Origin of the sequence: Bacillus sp. FJAT-44742 (assembly GCF_002797315.1) — a bacterium.
GTDB classification, from domain to species: Bacteria; Bacillota; Bacilli; order Bacillales; family Marinococcaceae; genus Thalassorhabdus; species Thalassorhabdus alkalitolerans.
The window spans coordinates 2,845,338-2,863,655 of record NZ_KZ454936.1 but is presented as its reverse complement, the minus strand read 5'-3'; the positions used below and the strand labels follow the sequence as shown (position 1 = coordinate 2,863,655).

General features: G+C 41.8%; 20 protein-coding genes. 14 read left to right on the top strand and 6 right to left on the bottom strand.

Annotated features, from left to right (window positions below; all coding sequences use genetic code 11):
- The first annotated feature begins 179 nt into the window (after window positions 1–179).
- From CEF17_RS14160 to CEF17_RS14150, 3 genes are read left to right on the top strand one after another with little or no spacing between them, the layout of a single operon-like run.
- Window positions 180–725 carry a TRAP transporter small permease gene (locus CEF17_RS14160; RefSeq protein WP_100400098.1) on the top strand — a complete coding sequence of 182 codons (546 nt, stop codon included), beginning with the start codon at window positions 180–182 and terminating at the stop codon, window positions 723–725.
- A 24-nt stretch (window positions 726–749) separates the two neighbouring features.
- Window positions 750–2,021 carry a TRAP transporter large permease gene (locus CEF17_RS14155; RefSeq protein ID WP_100400097.1) on the top strand — a complete coding sequence of 424 codons (1,272 nt, stop codon included), beginning with the start codon at window positions 750–752 and terminating at the stop codon, window positions 2,019–2,021.
- A 50-nt stretch (window positions 2,022–2,071) separates the two neighbouring features.
- The gene (locus CEF17_RS14150; protein WP_232725512.1) at window positions 2,072–3,160 is read left to right on the top strand and encodes a DctP family TRAP transporter solute-binding subunit; all 1,089 of its coding nucleotides are present in this window, start codon (window positions 2,072–2,074) and stop codon (window positions 3,158–3,160) included.
- Window positions 3,161–3,414: 254 nt separating this feature from the next.
- On the opposite strand, the gene CEF17_RS14145 is transcribed toward CEF17_RS14150, so the two are convergent.
- Window positions 3,415–3,975 (bottom strand): biotin transporter BioY, encoded by a 561-nt coding sequence (locus CEF17_RS14145; protein WP_100400922.1) that lies wholly within the window; start codon window positions 3,973–3,975, stop codon window positions 3,415–3,417.
- A gap of 276 nt (window positions 3,976–4,251) precedes the next feature.
- On the opposite strand from CEF17_RS14145, the gene CEF17_RS14140 reads away from it, so the two are divergent.
- The gene (locus tag CEF17_RS14140; RefSeq protein WP_198508975.1) at window positions 4,252–4,644 is read left to right on the top strand and encodes a hypothetical protein; all 393 of its coding nucleotides are present in this window, start codon (window positions 4,252–4,254) and stop codon (window positions 4,642–4,644) included.
- A gap of 53 nt (window positions 4,645–4,697) precedes the next feature.
- Here the strand turns inward: CEF17_RS14140 and CEF17_RS14135 are convergent, their stop codons facing one another.
- Entirely contained in the window at window positions 4,698–5,900 is a 1,203-nt protein-coding gene (locus tag CEF17_RS14135) for an MFS transporter (protein ID WP_100400095.1), read from the bottom strand.
- 177 nt (window positions 5,901–6,077) lie between these two features.
- Between CEF17_RS14135 and CEF17_RS14130 the strand changes: the two genes are divergently transcribed.
- The 4 genes from CEF17_RS14130 (at window position 6,078) to CEF17_RS14115 (ending at window position 8,221) form a co-directional block, all read left to right on the top strand.
- On the top strand, window positions 6,078–6,506 hold the full coding sequence (locus CEF17_RS14130; RefSeq protein ID WP_100400094.1) for a hypothetical protein: 429 nt from the start codon (window positions 6,078–6,080) through the stop codon (window positions 6,504–6,506).
- A gap of 48 nt (window positions 6,507–6,554) precedes the next feature.
- Window positions 6,555–6,860: a late competence development ComFB family protein gene (locus tag CEF17_RS14125; protein ID WP_157843047.1), complete on the top strand. Its 306-nt coding sequence runs from the start codon at window positions 6,555–6,557 to the stop codon at window positions 6,858–6,860.
- A 35-nt stretch (window positions 6,861–6,895) separates the two neighbouring features.
- Window positions 6,896–7,657 (top strand): glycerophosphodiester phosphodiesterase, encoded by a 762-nt coding sequence (locus CEF17_RS14120; protein WP_100400092.1) that lies wholly within the window; start codon window positions 6,896–6,898, stop codon window positions 7,655–7,657.
- A gap of 93 nt (window positions 7,658–7,750) precedes the next feature.
- The gene (locus CEF17_RS14115; protein WP_100400091.1) at window positions 7,751–8,221 is read left to right on the top strand and encodes an S-ribosylhomocysteine lyase; all 471 of its coding nucleotides are present in this window, start codon (window positions 7,751–7,753) and stop codon (window positions 8,219–8,221) included.
- A 92-nt stretch (window positions 8,222–8,313) separates the two neighbouring features.
- On the opposite strand, the gene CEF17_RS14110 is transcribed toward CEF17_RS14115, so the two are convergent.
- On the bottom strand, window positions 8,314–8,970 hold the full coding sequence (locus CEF17_RS14110; protein WP_100400090.1) for a cysteine hydrolase family protein: 657 nt from the start codon (window positions 8,968–8,970) through the stop codon (window positions 8,314–8,316).
- 281 nt (window positions 8,971–9,251) lie between these two features.
- Here CEF17_RS14110 and CEF17_RS14105 point away from each other — a divergent pair, with 281 nt between their 5' ends.
- Together CEF17_RS14105 and CEF17_RS14100 are read left to right on the top strand one after the other, a co-directional pair.
- Window positions 9,252–9,746: an Lrp/AsnC family transcriptional regulator gene (locus tag CEF17_RS14105; RefSeq protein WP_054636193.1), complete on the top strand. Its 495-nt coding sequence runs from the start codon at window positions 9,252–9,254 to the stop codon at window positions 9,744–9,746.
- A complete protein-coding gene (locus CEF17_RS14100; RefSeq protein WP_100400089.1) occupies window positions 9,743–10,930 on the top strand; it encodes an aminotransferase in 1,188 nt (395 codons plus the stop codon). The genes CEF17_RS14105 and CEF17_RS14100 overlap by 4 nt, the downstream gene beginning before the upstream one ends.
- A 417-nt stretch (window positions 10,931–11,347) precedes the next feature.
- Here the strand turns inward: CEF17_RS14100 and CEF17_RS14090 are convergent, their stop codons facing one another.
- Window positions 11,348–12,694, bottom strand: a complete 1,347-nt coding sequence (locus CEF17_RS14090; protein ID WP_100400087.1) for a sodium-dependent transporter — start codon at window positions 12,692–12,694, stop codon at window positions 11,348–11,350.
- 218 nt (window positions 12,695–12,912) lie between these two features.
- Here CEF17_RS14090 and yugI point away from each other — a divergent pair, with 218 nt between their 5' ends.
- Window positions 12,913–13,341: a S1 domain-containing post-transcriptional regulator GSP13 gene (gene yugI / locus CEF17_RS14085; protein WP_054636195.1), complete on the top strand. Its 429-nt coding sequence runs from the start codon at window positions 12,913–12,915 to the stop codon at window positions 13,339–13,341.
- Between the two features lie 224 nt (window positions 13,342–13,565).
- On the opposite strand, the gene CEF17_RS14080 is transcribed toward yugI, so the two are convergent.
- Window positions 13,566–13,793 (bottom strand): DUF378 domain-containing protein, encoded by a 228-nt coding sequence (locus tag CEF17_RS14080; RefSeq protein ID WP_100400086.1) that lies wholly within the window; start codon window positions 13,791–13,793, stop codon window positions 13,566–13,568.
- Window positions 13,794–14,049: 256 nt separating this feature from the next.
- Between CEF17_RS14080 and CEF17_RS14075 the strand changes: the two genes are divergently transcribed.
- From CEF17_RS14075 to CEF17_RS14065, 3 genes are all read left to right on the top strand, one after another.
- On the top strand, window positions 14,050–15,219 hold the full coding sequence (locus CEF17_RS14075) for an iron-containing alcohol dehydrogenase (RefSeq protein ID WP_100400085.1): 1,170 nt from the start codon (window positions 14,050–14,052) through the stop codon (window positions 15,217–15,219).
- Window positions 15,220–15,333: 114 nt separating this feature from the next.
- Entirely contained in the window at window positions 15,334–16,689 is a 1,356-nt protein-coding gene (locus CEF17_RS14070; protein WP_100400084.1) for a glucose-6-phosphate isomerase, read from the top strand.
- Window positions 16,690–16,810: 121 nt separating this feature from the next.
- On the top strand, window positions 16,811–17,209 hold the full coding sequence (locus CEF17_RS14065) for a YugN-like family protein (protein ID WP_100400083.1): 399 nt from the start codon (window positions 16,811–16,813) through the stop codon (window positions 17,207–17,209).
- Here CEF17_RS14065 and CEF17_RS14060 read toward each other — a convergent pair.
- Window positions 17,206–18,207 (bottom strand): potassium channel family protein, encoded by a 1,002-nt coding sequence (locus CEF17_RS14060; protein WP_100400082.1) that lies wholly within the window; start codon window positions 18,205–18,207, stop codon window positions 17,206–17,208. The two genes, CEF17_RS14065 and CEF17_RS14060, sit on opposite strands and share 4 nt — an antisense overlap.
- Window positions 18,208–18,318 lie beyond the last annotated feature (111 nt).

Genomic DNA, 18,318 nt, shown 5'->3' with positions numbered 1-18,318 from the left:
TCTTGTGTGCTTAGACGCGTATCACAAGAGCTATCTTACACACAGAGATGGTGATAACACTTATACAAAGGATAAAGAGGATATACCGCATTGAGAAAATTCAGGGCATTTAGTATGATTTTTAGATAGTGCAGGCTACTCCCTGTGCTTTCATGAAGTTAGGAGGCAGAAGACTCTGGATGAATACGTTTAATAGGGTAATCAGCATTCTCGATCGGTCTTTGATGAAAATAGAGGAGCTTATCTTAAGCTTTGCAATTATTGTCATTTCTGTAATGGTTATTGGTAACGTACTTAGCAGAACATTCACGGGAGCAAGCTGGGCGTTTAATGAAGAAATCAGTCGCTTTGCTCTTTTTTTAGCTACTTTTATTGGGATTAGTTACGTAGCAAGAAAAGGAAGGCATATCAGTATGTCAGCTTTTTTCGACCTTGCTCCGCATAAGATCAGGAAAGCTTTGGCAATCATTATCCCTTTAATCACAGCAATTGTATTGTTTGTTCTTGCTTATTATGCTTACGGCTACATGGCTTCTGTCAGGGACTCAGGACGAGTTACCGCCGCTCTGCGTTTCCCTTATTATTGGATGCTGATTGCAGTTCCCCTTGGGTTTGTTCTCGGAGGTATTCAATTTTTACGAAACGCATGGATCAATATCAAAGAGAAGGATGTTTACTTAGCTACTGATAAGAAAGATTATGATCGAACAGATGGAGCAATTTAAAATTTAAAGAGAGAGGAAAGTCTTATGGTTACTACACTCTTAGCCATCATGGTAATCTTTTTATTCCTGGGATTTCCAATGATGATTCCACTGATTCTTGCTCCTCTTGTTGTTGTACTATTCTTTTTTCCAAATGTAGACCCCATATTTATGGTGCAGCAAATGATGGAGGGGATATCATCATACGTGCTGCTCGCTGTTCCACTTTTTATTTTTGCTGCTGACATTATGTCCACAGGGAAAACCTCGAAAAGGCTCCTTGATTTTGTTGGCGCATTTGTGGGGCATTTGCGGGGCGGGTATGCGATAACTACGGCTGCTGCCTGTACCCTGTTTGGCTCTATATCCGGATCGACGCAGGCTACGGTTGTTGCGATTGGTAAGCCAATGAGGGAGAGGCTGCTTAAAGTAGGATATAAGGATTCCAGTGCTATTGCTTTAATCATTAATGCAAGTGATATTGCACTTCTTATTCCGCCAAGTATTGGAATGATCATTTACGCCCTCATTTCGGGTACATCGGTTGGGGAACTGTTTATAGCCGGTATTGGCCCCGGGTTACTGATCTTTTTATTCTTTGCGATATATGCATACATACATGCAAAGATTTTTAACATTCCGTTAGCCGAAAAAACAACATGGAATGCACGATTCAAGCTTACAGGCAAGGCCCTGTTTCCACTAGGTTTCCCAGTTATTATTGTAGGGGGGATCTATACAGGGATTTTCACGCCTACAGAGGCTGCTGGGATATCAGTGCTGTATGCTATAGTATTAGAGGTTTTAATCTTCCGGTCCATCAAAATTACACAAATTCCAAGTATAGCGTTATCAACTGGTCTTGTTACATCCGCTGTGTTTGTTTTAGTTGCCGGAGGACAAGCTTTTGCCTGGGTGATCCAGTTTGCACGAATTCCTCAGTTGATTACTGATGCTTTTCTCGGTGGTGACCCTTCGGCTGTATACGTTCTAGTCATTGTGGCCATTTTCTTCTTTATAGGATGTATGTTTGTTGATCCGATAGTAGTAATTTTAATACTTACTCCAATATTTTATCCTGCAGCTATGCAGGCAGGAGTTGATCCTGTTCATTTAGGGGTGGTTATTACGTTCCAGGCTGCGCTAGGCTCAGCAACACCACCGTTTGGGGTGGACATATTTACCGCAAGTGCGGTGTTTAATAAGTCTTATCTAGACGTTATCCGAGGAACACCGCCTTACATTGTAATGCTGCTGATTGTGTCAATTTTAGTTATTATGTTTGAAGAGATTTCTCTTTTCTATCGCTTCTTATAAGCGGCAGATGTTGAGTTATAGATTAAAGAAAAACATAGGGGGTAATTTAGATGGATTTTAGAAAGAAACCTTGGTTAATGGCAGGCTCAGCTTTTCTCCTTACTGCTGCAATTGCTGGATGCGGGAATGGCGGGGATGACGCTGCCGAAGATAATGGAGATGCTGGCGGCGACGGAGAAACATATGAATGGCGCTTTGTAACTGAAGAGAACCAAGGACAGGTTCAATATGAGTATGCTGAGGAATTTGCTGAAAGGCTAAATGAAAAGTCCGATGGTCAAATTAACATTGATGTCTATGAGTTTGGCGGCCTTGGAAGTGAAGTTGACCAAGTGGAGCAACTTCAAAGCGGCGTTGTTGAATTTGCAATCGTGTCACCAGGCTTTACTGGAACAATGGTAGAAGAGGGTCAATTGTTTGCCCTGCAATTCTTGTTCCCGGATGACGTAGCCGAGACTCAAGAAGTGCTTGAAACAAGTGAAGCGCTCAATACACACCTGGCTGAAAAATACGAAGAACATAATATTAAGCCTTTATCATTCTGGACAGAGGGTGCTATGCAATGGACAGGAAGCACACAGCTGCGTACACCAGATGATTTCCAAGGGTTTGCAATGAGAACACAAGAATCTCCGTTAATTATGGAGTCTTATCGTCAATACGGTGCTGACCCTACAGCCATGAGCTGGAGTGAGCTATATACAGGTCTTCAGCAAGGAACTGTTGACGGCCAGGAAAACCCGATCTTCTTTATTGAGGATGCAGGCTTCCATGAAGTTCAAGATCACATGACTATTTCGAACCACAATAACTATGTAGCTATGACTACAGTAAATCCTGGTTTCTACAATGACCTTCCTGAAGATATTCAAGCAATGATTGATGAAACTGTGGAAGAAATGAAGGAAGTAGGATTTGATCTTCAGGACCAAATGAATGAAGAACTTCTTGATGCGATTATTGAAAATGAAGACTATCCAACTGACGTATATGAGCTTAATGAAGATGAGCGTGAGCAGTTCAGGGAGCTGGCTGAACCTATGCGTGACTACTTCAGAGAGAATGGCGGCGAAGATGCGGCAGAAATTCTAGACATGTTAGAAGAAGAAATCGAAGAAGTTACTGGTGAAGAAGCTTAAATTAATAAAGGGGAGGTGTCTCATAAGGTCACATTGCAGTGGCCTGGATGAGACACTTTCTTTTTTAGAAGAAATATTACATTTGCCGGTATAAAACACGTAAAAGAGTCGCTCTCCTGATCAAAGTGCCAGTTGGCTACGTTAGCGAGTGTAACTTTGAACAACTACCTACTGAAAACAAAAAAAGGGAACTCTCACCGGATTGAGAGTCCCTTATTAATTTAACTGGGTTTAGTCCCAGCTTTTTTTATGGATTATGAAACTGATTGTTGTCTTGGTGATTGAAAGTGGGTGTGACGTTTTCTTATTAGATAATATATTTTATAGCCGGCTCCTGCAGAAAGGACAGTGAAAATAATATCTTTTACTAATGGAGCCGCCATCCAGGCCCAAACCATTGAATAGCTGAAGCCTTCTGGTGCTTCTGCAATAAATAAATAAGCATAATACATGTAATTCGTTCCCAATAGATAATTAATTGTAAGACCGACAAATGCTGCTATGAAAAATGTTGGTAAACCAGGACTTTGTTTGGACTCAATTAATTTTCCGACAACGTAAGCAACGAGAATGAATGAAAGAATAAATCCGAATGTCGGGCTGACAAAGGTTCGCAGTCCCCCGGAAAATTGAGCGAAGACAGGCATGCCTACAAGACCGATTAACGTATAGATAATCATAGATAAGGATCCAAGGCGGCTGCCAAGGACAATACCGGCAAGAATAGCAATGATAGGCTGGAGGGTTATGGGGACACCTCCAACAACGAGAAAAGCCGTGATGTTTGCTCCTACCCCCATGAGAGCAGCAAACATTGCTACTAAAATAATGTCTAGCGGTTTAAATTTCAAGGGACCACCTTCCTTAGTACATTGTCGTATTTTAATCCTACTCAAATATGACTCTTTCGTCAACTTATTTTTTTGTTTGGTTAACAATGCGTTTTTTACTACTTTGTCTGGACGAAAAGCGGTGAAGATTCATGGGGACGTCACAATAGGAAGGGCAAGTGATCTTGCCGCCGAATCACTCTTATGGAATAATACAAGCTGAAAGCCATTTAGAGACTACAAATCATGGGGGAAATAGATTTGAATCGAACTAAATTTTTATTGCAGACTTCAGCTATTTTTGCAGTCATTGGTACAATTATGGGATCACACATGGCAGGCGCGGGATCAATGGCATTACGGCCAATTCATGCTCATATTTTGGTGGTTGGCTGGCTGTCATTATTTGCATTTGCTGCGTATTATCGGATGTTTCCTGTTCCTAAATCCTCAAAGCTTGCAACGGTCCATGTATGGACAGCATTTTTTGGATCAATTGGCCTGAGCGGAGGCATGTGGGCTTATTATTTTATACCAGGCTCTACGGTCACTCTCATGGCGTTTATCATCGGGGGAACAATTCTGGCAGTGAGTTTCATTTTGTTTGCTGTCATGACATTTGTTCACGGTAAGTACATTACAGACGCACAATAAAAAAGGGCTGAGCTCAAAAGTGAATGTTTGAGCTCAGCCCTTTTTATAATGTCTTAAGATCTGACTTTGCCTGCTTCCGCTGAAGGGAGAGGAGAGTGTTGATTGATACGAGATAGGGTAAGCCATAAGACGAAAGCGCTTATGATAAAAAGCCCCCCTGATACGATAAAAACAAATGGGATATGGAAAAAAGAGGCGACTGTTCCCCCCATAACAGGCCCAACAACATTCCCCAGAAACCGGAAGCTTTGATTATATCCCATTACCTCCCCTTGCACAGTTACAGGGCAAGCTTGTCGAATGTAGGCTGTCATGCAAGGGATTAACCCGCCTACCTGCACACCAAACAAAAAACGCAGGAGTACAAGCTGCCATATCTCTGTAACAAAGGCCTGGGGGATAAAAAAGACTGCAGATAAAATAAGCAATATGAGCAGTACCTTTTCATGACCTATTTTGTCTCCGAGCTGTCCCCATTTTCGTGCGGCGACCAAGCTTCCAAGACCAGTTACTGAGAAAACAAAACCAGCCATAAAAGCAATGTTTTCAGTTGAGTTTAACTCATTTACATACAAGGCGAGCAGAGGCTGGACGCTAAAATTAGCTGTTTGCATCACTAGTGAAATAATCATAACGATGAGCAGGACAGGATGGGTAAAAACATGGCGGAAAATTTCTTTTTTACTGTAGGATCTTTCTTCTTCTCCTTCTTCCTTGTACACCACTTCCTTTACTCCGAAAACAACGAGTACTGTCGATAATGCAATAACAATAGATGTAATAACAAAGGTCAACGCAAAGCCAGTCGTATCTGCCAATACTCCTCCCATAAGAGGACCAAGCAGTCCCCCGGCAACCGTGCCAGTCTGCAGGGTGCCGAGCTTTTCACCAGCCGTTTCTTTACTGCTCTGTGCCGAGATCAGGGCAATGGCGGTGGGGATAAAACCTGTAACGATTCCCATGAACAGCCGGAGCAAGAAAAGTCCCATAACGGATTCAACAAAACCCATCAAGAAAATGCTTATGGATATACCGAGTCCCGTGATGACTAAAATCGACTTCCGACCGTAACGATCCCCAAAACGGCCCCATAAAGGAGCAAAAAAGAATGCCACTAAAAAGGTAACACCAAAGACATACCCGGCCCATCGTTGTACATAGGCATCAGAAAAGTCACCGAGTGTTTCTATATATAAAGATATAAAAGGAAGAACCATCGTAGCACTGGCTGCTACAAAAAAATTGGCAAACCACATAATTTTTAAATTGCGGCTTGCAATACGTTCAGAATTAATAAGTAATCACCCTCAAAAATACATCACACATGACTGTGTTTATTTCGTATCACTAAATATTGTACCCTATATAATATTTTATGAAAAGTCTTATGACCTGCTGAGCGTGATATGCTACCATGATAAGGAAAGGAAGGGATGGCTGTGGAAAAAGTGTATCATGCTACAGAATCCAGACCGCTCTGGTTGTTTTTATTTGTACTGACGGTTTGGTATGCATTTTATTTTGAGTTTCAAATTCCCGTTCTACCATACTTATTGCCACTATTACCTGTTTACTTTTTGTTGGTTACATATGAACTTCAAGTAGAAGAGGACATCATCCGCATCAAAACTAAAGTGTTTAATTTTACAATTAAAGAAAAGACAGCTGAGCCTGAAAACATAAAAGAAATGGTCATTTTATACATGAAATGGGCTCAAAAAGGTGTGCTTATCAGATTGCATAAAGGGATGAGGTGGCGTGTGATCCAATATACCCCGACAGATTACGATGAAGCTCTCAAGCAATTTGCCCGAAGCCACCAGGTGCCTGTGATGATTCATGGAGACCCTCCCAACCAATAAGAAACCTGTAAAAAAGGGCTTTCCCTGGGGAAGGAGAGGATGGATGCAATGAAAAACGCAATGGAAGGAATTGTTGCACATATACTAAAGGAACATGTGCATCATTTGTATTTACCATGTACTTGTGAAGAATGTCAGCAGGACGTGGCAGCACTGGCTCTCAATCAACTTCCATCCCATTATGTCCGCTCCACAGAAGGAGAAGCCTATATTAGGGCAAAGTACATGGAGGATCAGGAAAAAGGCTGTTGTCCTGGGAGCACTTGCCAAAGCCGCGATAAAGGTATCAGAAAACACAAGCCATCAGTAATCTCCACCTATAACCAGTGTATTCTTATTAAAATTCGGGGATAGGTAAAGAAAAGGACAAAAAGTGGGGAAGTATCAAAATGATAAAAGAGTTAGCCACGCCAATCATTATTTCTCATCGTGGTGTAACCAATTTAGGCGCACAGGAAAACACGATCGAATCCTTTAACCAGGCGATTGCCGGCGGGGCCGATTATGTTGAAACGGATATTAGACGTACAAAGGATGGTTATTTAGTTTGTTTCCATGATAAGAAATGGAACAAGGTTCCTGTCGGGGCTTTAACCTATAAGGAATGGATCATGCAGACAGGTCTTCTTGGCTGGACTCCTCCTTTATTAGAGGATGTTCTTGACGCATGCAGAGGAAAGATCAGGTTGAATTTGGAAGTGAAAGAACCGGGTCTTGAAAAAGATATCATCAAAACGGCCAGTGGTCGTTTTCCTCTTAAACATCTGTTAATTTCTTCGTTTAATGATGATATTTTAGTAAGGGTAAAAGAAATTGACTCTCAAGTTCCTACGGGACTTTTGCTTGGCAAAAATGTATTTCAACACAGATTCAGGTTGACGGCTTACCAGCAGGACATCTTTCCAGAAAGAAGATTAATTAAAACAAAAGCTGATATAGTATGCCCTAACTACCGTGTCCTCAGGCTGAATTTTTTAAAAAGAATGCATGCCTTACAAAAGCCTGTGTATGTATGGACGGTCAATCATCCAAAAAGAATGGTTGATCTTGTGAATAAAGGGGCAGATGGCCTTATTACCGATTATGTAAAGCTTGCCGGTGAACTGTTTGGCAAAAAGGAAATCACAGAAGATAAAGGAAAAACATCGTAAATGATTGTATTAAGATAGCAAACCATAGTATCATCATAATCACACTAGCATATATAAAGAGGATTTCCTCTTTAAAGAATAAGGAGTGATTTCATGCCAAGCGTAGAAAGTTTTGAGCTTGATCACAATATTGTAAAGGCCCCGTATATTCGCCATGCAGGCGTTCAAAAAGTTGGGAGTGACGGTTACGTTAACAAGTACGATATTCGTTTTTGTCAGCCTAACAAACAAAACCTTCAGCCTCCTGTCATTCATACGCTGGAGCACTTGCTCGCTCTGAATGTCCGTCGTTTCACAGAAGAGTATGATCATTTTGAAGTGATTGACCTTTCTCCAATGGGATGTCAGACTGGCTTTTATCTTATTATGAATGGTGAGCCTTCAATTGAAGAACTTATTGATGTCCTGAAAAAAACTATGGAATATTCTATTGAGCTTGAAGAGGTGCCGGCCGCTAACGAAGAACAGTGCGGGCAGGCTAAGCTTCATAACCTTGAAGGTGCAAAAAAGTGGATGAAGTACTGGCTTGAACAGGATGCCGAATCATTGAAAGAAGTATTTTAAACAAACGTTTGTTTAATGGACGCTTCCTCTCCTGAAGAGGGAGCGTCTTTTATATTGCAAGTATATTACAAACAAGTAAGGTGCCAGGCACCTTACTTTCGTTGCTGTTTAAAGTAATCATTTGCTTTTTGAATAATTTCCACTAGGTCCAGTTCGTCGGAGGAAGTGATGTTTGTTTTTAAGAGAGCGTGCATCATCTCCAAAGAATTCAGGTCACTCTCTTCGGTGTTAGAGGCTGTGCAGTCAGAGGGCACAATGGTTTTGTAGTGGCGCATGTAGGCGTCATTTACCGTAAAGTGAACACACATGTTGCCTGCAAACCCGGCAATAATCAACGTTTTTACTTCTAGATAATCGAGTAGCAGATCAAGAGGAGTAGCAAAAAAAGCTGAGAACTGAGGTTTTAAAACAAAATAGTCATCTTCCTCTGGAAGAAGCAATTCTACGATAGGCTTGCCACGTACATTATTTTCAAGACAATGGTCAACGAGCTGTCTGAAATCACTTTGCCATCTTCCATAATTGTCATTTACATAAATGACAGGAACGTCGTAAGATTTTACTCTTCTTTTTAATTTTGCTATTTTTTTAGCGGCTGGAAGAGACTGTTCAAATAATTTCTCTCCATCTTCAAATTCCATATCATTTATCGTGTCTATTAATAAAAGAGCAACAGAGGCTTTTTCAGGTACATGCTCAGGGTTATCTTCACTTTTTTTTGAAGCATCCACTGGTTTATGTTCTGCCATTTTTCAGTCACCTGCCTTGAGAATAGCAATTTTATAGTAAGGAGCTGGGTATATCATTGTGCAACCGTAACAAGTGTTTTAACACAAATAGAGCGTAGTTTAGTATTCCCCAATAGGTGGAAGAGAAAACGAGAGAAGTCCTCAGAATTTTTAAAAAGGAACCTCAGTTTTTCGTATTAATATGATATGATTAACGATACGAAAACTATTTCCTCTGCGGTTTTAAAAACAGAGAGAAACGGCAGAGGCTGAGAAGCAACGTTGGGAAAGGAGTCAGTGAGATGGAGGAGAAGGAACTAGAAATTTTACATCTTGTTGAAGAAAACGCCAGATTGGATGTACCTACACTGGCCAGGATGGTAGACGTGAGTGAAGAGAAAGTTAATGGAATCCTGGCGAAGCTTCAGGAAGAAAAAATTATCTTAAGCTACAATGCAGTGATCGACTGGAGCAAGGTTGATGATCACCCTGGGGTTACAGCTATGATTGATGTGAAAGTTACACCACAACGAGGAGTAGGCTTTGATGAAGTAGCTGAGCGTATCTACAGATTTTCTGAGGTGAAAGCATTATACCTTGTGTCAGGCGCTTATGACCTTCAAGTAGTCATAGAGGGAAAAACGATGAATGAAATTTCCAACTTTGTCTCAAGTAAGTTATCAACACTTGATTCAGTTATATCCACAACTACACATTTTCAGCTCAAAACATATAAACACGATGGGGTAGTGTTTGATGACGGCGAAGAAGACAAAAGAATCGTGGTTTCGCCATGACTTTCTCATCGGTTAAAAATAAACAGCGCTTATCGGACTCAGTGCAACGAATAAAGCCATCAGGAATCCGGCGTTTTTTTGACCTTGCCTCCACCATGGATAATGTTATTTCTTTAGGTGTTGGGGAGCCTGATTTTGTAACTCCGTGGAATGTTCGTGAGGCAAGCATTAATTCCATGGAGAGAGGGCATACAGCATATACGGCAAATGCTGGCTTACTGGAACTGCGACAGGAAATTTCCAAATATATGAAACAGCGTTTTCAAGTTTCGTACCAGCCTGAGGATGAAGTTCTCGTTACTGTCGGAGCCAGTGAAGGAATAGACCTGGCTGTCAGGGCCATCGTTAATCCAGGTGATGAAGTGATTGTGGTGGAACCCAGCTTTGTCTCCTATGCGCCAATTGTTTCATTGGCCGGTGGTGTGCCAGTACCTATTGGTACAAAAAAAGAGAACGATTTCAAGCTGACACCTTCCCAATTGGAAGAGGCAATTACAGCGAGAACGAAAGCAATCATTCTTTGTTTCCCTAATAATCCAACTGGGGCCACTATGACTGAGAATGAGTTAAAAGAGATTGCTTACCTAGTGGAAAAGCATGACCTTCTCGTTTTATCTGATGAAATTTACGCGGAACTCAGCTATGATGAGCCGCATTATAGTTTCCCGCGCTGTGAAGGAATGTGGGACCGGACGATCTTGATATCTGGGTTTTCCAAAGCCTTCGCTATGACAGGGTGGCGTCTTGGGTTTATCTGTGGACCAGAAGATATCGTTTCAGCTATGCTGAAAATCCATCAGTATACAATGATGTGTGCATCTACACTGGCTCAGCATGGAGCCATTGAGGCTCTTCAAAACGGACAGGAAGATGTAAGTCGTATGGTTACCAGTTATAGACAAAGAAGGAACTATTTAGTGAAGGCTTTCGATGAGATTGGACTCCCTTGTCATTTTCCTGGAGGGGCATTTTATGCTTTTCCGGATATTAGCCCGACAGGAATGAACGCTGAGGAATTTGCTGAGCAGCTTTTAGTAGAAGAACAAGTAGCCGTGGTGCCGGGGGATGTATTTGGAGAAGGCGGTGAAACTCACATCCGCTGCTCTTATGCTACTTCACTCGATTCTTTGCGGACAGCTATCGAACGAATGGGTGCTTTCCTGGAGCGTCACAAAATAAATTAAATAGTGTTAGGAAGAAAGGCCGCACAATAAAGCGGCCTATTTTTTATGAAAAAATGATAAAAAGAAAAAACCGAAGGCTTCACTGCATTTGCATGCAGCAGGCCTTCGGTTTTTTTCCGGTTACTACTTTAAAGCTGGGGGAAGCTTTTAAAGTGTACTACCGGAGAAAGGGGAGAAAAAGATTACTGGATTCACAGCCTCTTCAACAGAGAAAACAAAGCAGCGGGCTTTGCCTCATGAAAGAGGGGGAATAGCATTAATAGTATTCCCGCAATTCTATAAAATAATCCACTATTTTTTAAAAAAGGTGCCTGGCACCAAAATTGGCTGTAATATATTTTTTTCAGCGGGTGCTGTTCCTCTCGCAATCAGGCGACGATGGAGGTTGCAGCTCCAAATATCACTGGCACTTTCAGTTTAGAGTATTCCAAGCACATTTAAGAAAGCAATGGCAATCGCGATTGGGGCAATGTAACGAATAGTTATAAACCACACTTGGAAGAAGCCGGACCCTAAATTAGAACTGCGTAAAAGCTCCTCCTGCAATACTGACTTACTCATTTTTAACGGAACAAATATTGAAATCAGCAATGCGCCAAGAGGCAGAAGAATATTGGAAACTAGAAAGTCTAATTGATTAAAAAAAGTATCTCCAAAAATAAGCCATTCACCAAGAAGTCCAAATGACAAATTAGATGGAATTCCAATCAGGAAAATAATGAGACCCATGCTCCAAGCCATTTTCTTTCGTTTTGCCGGATCGCTTTTAGATGTTGTAGCTACAACAATTTCTAACAGTGAAAAGGCTGAGGTCAAAGTAGCGAATAATAATAAAGCAAGAAACATGGATAAAAACACAGAGCCAAAAGCCATTTCACTAAACACAGCAGGCAGAACAGTGAAAATGAGACTAGGCCCTTCATCTGGTTCAAGTCCAAATGCAAAAACTCCCGGGAATATCGCCAATCCGGCAAGAACAGCGATGAATACACTGAGACCTACTATGGATGCAGCAGAACGGACAAGATCGTCTTTTTTAGACAAGTAGGAGCTGTATGTTACCATAATAGACACCCCAAGGCTTAAGGAAAAGAAAGCCTGTCCCAGTGCAAAAAGAATCGTTTCGCTTGTCACTTCACTCCAATCTGGCTGAAGGAAAAACGTTACTCCTTCCATTGCGCCTTCCAAGGTTACGGAACGAATCACAAGGATAAGAAACAGGATAAACAACAGTGGCATCATCAGGGTGCTCGCCCGTTCAATTCCTTTTTGGATTCCCCCTTGGACAATTAAGATCGTGATGAGCATAAATCCAAGATGGGCCGCACCAACTTCCCAGTGATTTGAGATAATGCTCCCAAATAACTCACCGAAATCTCCGGTTGCCGGATCAGTCAATCCCCCAGTTAAGCTCCGGATAAAGTACGTAAGAATCCAGCCGCCGACCACTGAGTAAAAGGAAAGGAGAAGAAAGGAGGTTACCACTCCAAGTATCCCAATTCCGTGCCACAAGCTGTTGGGAGCAATTTCCTTATACGCTTGAATGGCATTCTTGTTGGTACGCCGGCCAATGACAAACTCAGCCAGTAATAACGAAGTCCCCAATAATAAGGTGAAAAGTAGAAAAATAACAAAAAATGCACCGCCGCCGTTGGTTCCAGCTACATAAGGAAGTCGCCAAATAGCTCCAAGCCCTATGGCCGAACCGGCAGCAGCTAAAATAAAACCGATCTTAGAAGACCATTGTTCTCCTCGATTAGCCATAAAAATATTCTCTCCTTTTGAATTCTCAACATGGTTCACAATAGCTATGTAGAGACTGTTTGTCAACTTTTATATTTTTCCGGGAAGGCACAGCGCAGGCCTTTTACAAAAGGTGTTTACACTACTGGTATTGATGGAATAAGTATTATATCCAAATTGCTGTGTTAAGCCACCTGTGATATACTTTATAGGTTAAAAAATAGTTAGGAGATGTTTTCATGTCGGTACAGCAATATGAAGTAGGTAGTATCGTTGAAGGGAAAGTAACTGGGATTAAACCGTTTGGTGCTTTTGTGGCTCTTGATGACCAGAAACAAGGACTTGTACACATTTCAGAAGTGACTCACGGCTTCGTGAAAGATATTAATGATGTTCTATCCGTAGGAGATGAAGTGCAAGTAAAAATCAAATCAATTGATAATGAGTCAGGAAAGATTTCCCTTTCCATTAAAGATACTCAGCCAGCCCCAGAAGGAAAAGGAGCTCCACGTCGCGAAGGCGGCAATAAGCCAAACAACCGAAGTGGCGCTGCAGCCGGAACTCAACAGAAAAGTCAGGGGTTTAATACCCTTGAAGACAAGCTTAAGGACTGGTTGAAGCAATCAAATGAGATTCAAGCAGACCTGAACAAAAGAGTTCGCAAATAAGCACTATAAAAACGTCCGGGGTGAAAGCTCGGACTTTTTTATTTTATAGTCAGTGTTACAGGAGAGGGAGCAGGGTTGAAGAAAGGGGTGAATCTTGTTTAAATCCCCCCCCGGCACATTTCAGCTCTCAGCTATGCAGAGGAAGAAGAAAAAGCATAAAAGCCCGAAGCGATAGCTCCGGGCGGGCTGTACATAGTGAAGCAGGCATGAACAATTGACAGGCGTTAGCGTTGTGTTTCTGGGCTTCTTTGAAGCTCGCTCTCAGGTTTAAATAAGATAGAGATACAATAGATCCCTGCAATTCCTACAATTGCATAGATTACACGGGAAATGGCTGCTGCTTGACCACCGAAGATTGCTGCGACAAGGTCAAAACCAAAAAATCCAATAAGTCCCCAATTAATTGCTCCGATCATGGCGAGAACCAAAGCTGTACGTTGTATTCCGCTCATTATTCTTCACCTCCCTTTACTTTTTCCACCCTTCATCTTAAAGAAAATAGGACGAAAACTTCCCCCATAAGCAGGGAATAGGGTCTGTAGGTATAGAATGAAATAAAGAGAAGTACTTTATGCATGTAACCTTCATTTTTTTGAGTATCTTATTTTTTTACCCTGTGATTTTATGTAAGAAAGCATTATACAGGGATTGCTTTTCGATTAAAGGTAAGACAGGCACAACCAATATGTCTATTTACTGGAGGCTGCAATGAAAGAATTTACTTTTCAAAACACAACGAGACTGCATTTTGGAAAAGGAATGATTACCAATCTGGGAAAAGAAGCGAAATCTTTTGGTGACAATGTTCTCCTTGTATATGGAGGAGGAAGCATTAAGAAAAATGGAATTTATGATGAAGTGATGAGCGAATTAAAGAGCCAGAACATAAAGGTGACAGAGCTTTCTGGAGTGGAGCCAAATCCAAGACTCTCTACGGTAAATAGAGGGGTGCAGCTTGCAAAAGAAAATAATATCGACCTTCTTCTTGCAGTAGGCGGCGGAAGTGTAATTGATTGCACCAAGGCCATTGCTGTAGGGGCCGCAAGCGATGTTGACGTATGGGATGTCGTCACGAAAAAAGCAAAGCCGGACAAAGCTTTGCCGCTGGGCACAGTGCTCACCTTGGCAGCAACCGGTTCAGAAATGAATCCTAATTCAGTAATTACAAACTGGGAGACGAATGAAAAACATGGGTGGGCCCATCCTCTTGTTTACCCTGCTTTTTCCATACTGGATCCTGTTTATACTTATTCTGTGCCTGCTGATCAAACAGCATTTGGAATTATTGATATGATGAGCCACGTTATTGAAACCTACTTCCATGTGGAAACAAACACACCGGTGCAAGACCAATTGGCAGAATCTCTACTTAGGGTTTGCGTTGAGACAGGCCCTAAATTAATGGCTGAACCAGAAAATTATGAATACCGGGAAACTATTATGTACTGTGGAACCATGGCTTTAAATGGCGTACTTCAAATGGGAGCCCGCGGTGACTGGGGAACACATAACCTGGAGCATGCCGTGTCAGCAGTGCATGATATACCCCACGCCGGAGGACTAGCTGTTTTATTTCCAAACTGGCTTAAGCAGACCATTGAAAAAGAGGTAGGAATCACGCGTATGTCTCGTTTGGCAGAGCAGGTTTTTAATGTAGATAAGAGCAATAAAAGTGAAAGAGATGCTGCATTGGAAGGAATCGATAAGCTCCAGGAATTCTGGGTTAATCTGGGAGCTCCAAGCCGCCTGAAAGATTATAATATTGGAGAAGACAGTTTGGGAACAATAGCAGATAAGGCCTTAATCAATGGCTCGTATGGTTCGTTTTTAACACAGGACAGAGAGGTTGTTGAAAAAATTCTCAGAGACTCATTATAAAGAATAAAATATATTTTAAGCTGAAGACGGTTACAATTGGAAAACGTCTTGATTTGTCAGTTTGGCTTCTTTACATTGATAGAAGACGTTGTTAGAAATAGGAGGGAAAATGCTATGGGCAATCAACTAAACTTGGATTACAGTAATGCTTTGGAATTTGTGAGAGAAGAAGAAATCAGTCAGCTGCAAGGAGCCGTTACCCAGGCTCACGAGGCTCTTCATAATAAAACAGGTGCAGGAAATGACTTTTTGGGATGGGTGGATCTGCCGGCAGATTATGATAAAGGGGAATTTTCACGCATTCAGCAAGCCGCCGACAAAATTAGCGAGGACTCTGATGTACTTATAGTGATAGGTATTGGCGGTTCATACTTAGGAGCCAAAGCAGCGTTGGAGAGCTTACACCATACCTTTAGAAATCAGCTTCCAAAAGAACAGCGTAAAGGCCCGGAAATTTACTTTGCCGGACATCATATTAGTCCTTCTTATGTAAACGATTTGCTTCACATCATTGAAGGGAAGGATGTATCACTGAACGTAATATCTAAATCAGGGACTACGACCGAGCCTGCCATTGCGTTTCGCATTTTCCGTGAGTGGCTGGAAAATAAGTATGGTAAAGAAGAAGCAGCGTCAAGGATTTATGCGACGACCGACAGAGAAAAAGGAGCTTTAAAAACACTTGCTTCTGAAGAAGGGTTTGAATCATTTGTCGTACCAGATGATGTAGGCGGTCGTTATTCTGTCTTAACGGCTGTGGGACTTCTGCCGATTGCTGCGTCCGGTCTTGACATCGAAAGCATGATGAAAGGTGCAGCAGATGCACGAAAAGCTCTTTCCACAGACAGCCTGGAAAAAAATGAGGCGTACCAATATGCGGCCTTACGCCATGCTCTTTACCAAAAAGGTAATACCATCGAGCTTCTTGTAAATTATGAGCCAAGGCTTCAGTATGTATCTGAGTGGTGGAAGCAGCTATTTGGCGAAAGTGAAGGAAAAGATGGAAAAGGATTGTTCCCGGCTTCGGTTAATTTTTCTACAGATCTTCATTCCATGGGACAATACGTGCAGGATGGCCGTCGTCACCTGTTCGAGACTGTCCTGCAAATTGAAGAGCCGGGCAATGACATTACCTTAAAAGAAAATAAAAGCGATTTAGACGGCTTAAACTATCTTTCCGGCGAAACAATGAACTTTGTAAATAAAAAAGCGTTTGAAGGTACTCTTTTAGCTCACACCGATGGAAAGGTACCTAATTTGATTGTTACGATTCCAGAAATGAATGAGTACCATTTTGGTTACCTGGTTTACTTTTTTGAAAAAGCTTGCGCGATCAGCGGCTATCTTTTAGGTGTTAACCCGTTTGACCAGCCAGGAGTAGAGGATTATAAGAAAAACATGTTTGCTTTGCTTGGAAAACCTGGATTTGAAGAGCAGAAGCAAGAGCTTGAAAACCGCTTGAAAAAATAACAGCCAGCCCGGTTCTGAATGATCAGGACCGGTTTTTTTACTGTGGATACGTCCCGTCCTTCTTGATGTATGAAAAAGGATAGAAATGTCGAAGCTAACCAGGTAAAGGGGGTAATCGACAATGATCCAACTGCAGTCAAGAATTGAAGAACATAAATTCAAAATGGAAACATTAAAGGAAAAATTGCATCCATTAGGGTATGGAATTGGAGGAAATTGGGATTATGATCATGGTTACTTTGACTATAAAATAGACGATGACCATGGATACCATTTCCTGAGGCTGCCTTTTCGGGCTATTGATGGAGAGGTTGAAACAAAAGGTGTAACTGTGGAGCTTGGACGCCCGTTTTTATTAACTCATCAATATGAGGAAGGGATTGATGATGTCGTCTACAACTATAATGCCTTATTCAACCAGTTCCAAAAGCCGGTTGTACACGATGCGGCCGTTCCTAACAAGTACTTAGAAACAGGCCGTTTGTTAATAGAAGAGCTGGAAGCCACATTGTTAACTTAATGGTCAACAAAGAGAATGGAGTCTTCCTGGGACACAAAAAAAGGAGCATTAGGATTTAACAGCATTTTCCCCTGTCTTTTTACACCGAGAGGCAGCTTGCCTTCTTTTCTGAATTCGTGTAAAAGCTCTTCAAAGGAAAGCCCAACCCAATCATCCTTTATTTCAGTCATCTTGAGGTTATACTGGTCCTCATGCTCAAGTAAATCGGTTATGATACTTGCTACTCCAGGATAAACCGTACTTCCGCTCATCAAAAGGCTGGTCACATAAGTCGATTCTATGACTTCATCTGCACCGGCTCTTTTTGCATTGGCGAGAAGTTCAGGAGTTAATATTTCAACAGTTACCATTGCCTTATCGTTATTGCTTTTCACTGCCAGAAGAGTCAAGATCGTCCGTGCATCGCTGTCTTGTTCATTCATTGATCTTCCTGCGGTTATGAGTACACTTGCAGCTTTGGAGATATTCGCCTTCTTCAGGGTTTCATCTATGTTAGGATTCCCTTGAATAAAGTGAACACTTGAGTGACGGGGAAAGGGAGGCTGCTGAAGAGTTTCGTCAATGAGGACAATTTCTCTTTGAGCATGTTGCCTCTGCAGCTCTTTGATCACCTGCCTGCTTTTTTCATTCCAGCCAATGACAATGCAGTGGTTCTCATAACGGCAGGAAAGCTTCCCCTGACGCCATTGTGTTTCCTCTGTAACGGTAGTGGCAGCCAAGGATGTAACAAAAAAGGTGACAAATCCAATCCCAAATAAAATAAGGATGATAGCAATAACGCGCCCAATCGTGCTATCAGGTACAAGGTCGCCGTATCCCACTGTAGAAGCACTGACTATGGCCCACCAGACGGCATCAAAGTAAGTGGGAAAGGTATGTGGCTCCAGCCGGTGCATCAGCCAGCTTATACTAATAATAATGATCCCAATTACTAAAAATAGTCTGGTTAGCAAGTGAGACTTAGCAAAATGCTGAGTAAGCTTATGAAAAGGAAGCATTTACATACATCCTCCAGACAAAAAAGAGTAGTAGCTTCAGTATAGCCAACCTCTTGTTCATTCAACCTTCATCTGCTATAGTTAGGAACGGACAGAGAGGAAGCGGGTGAT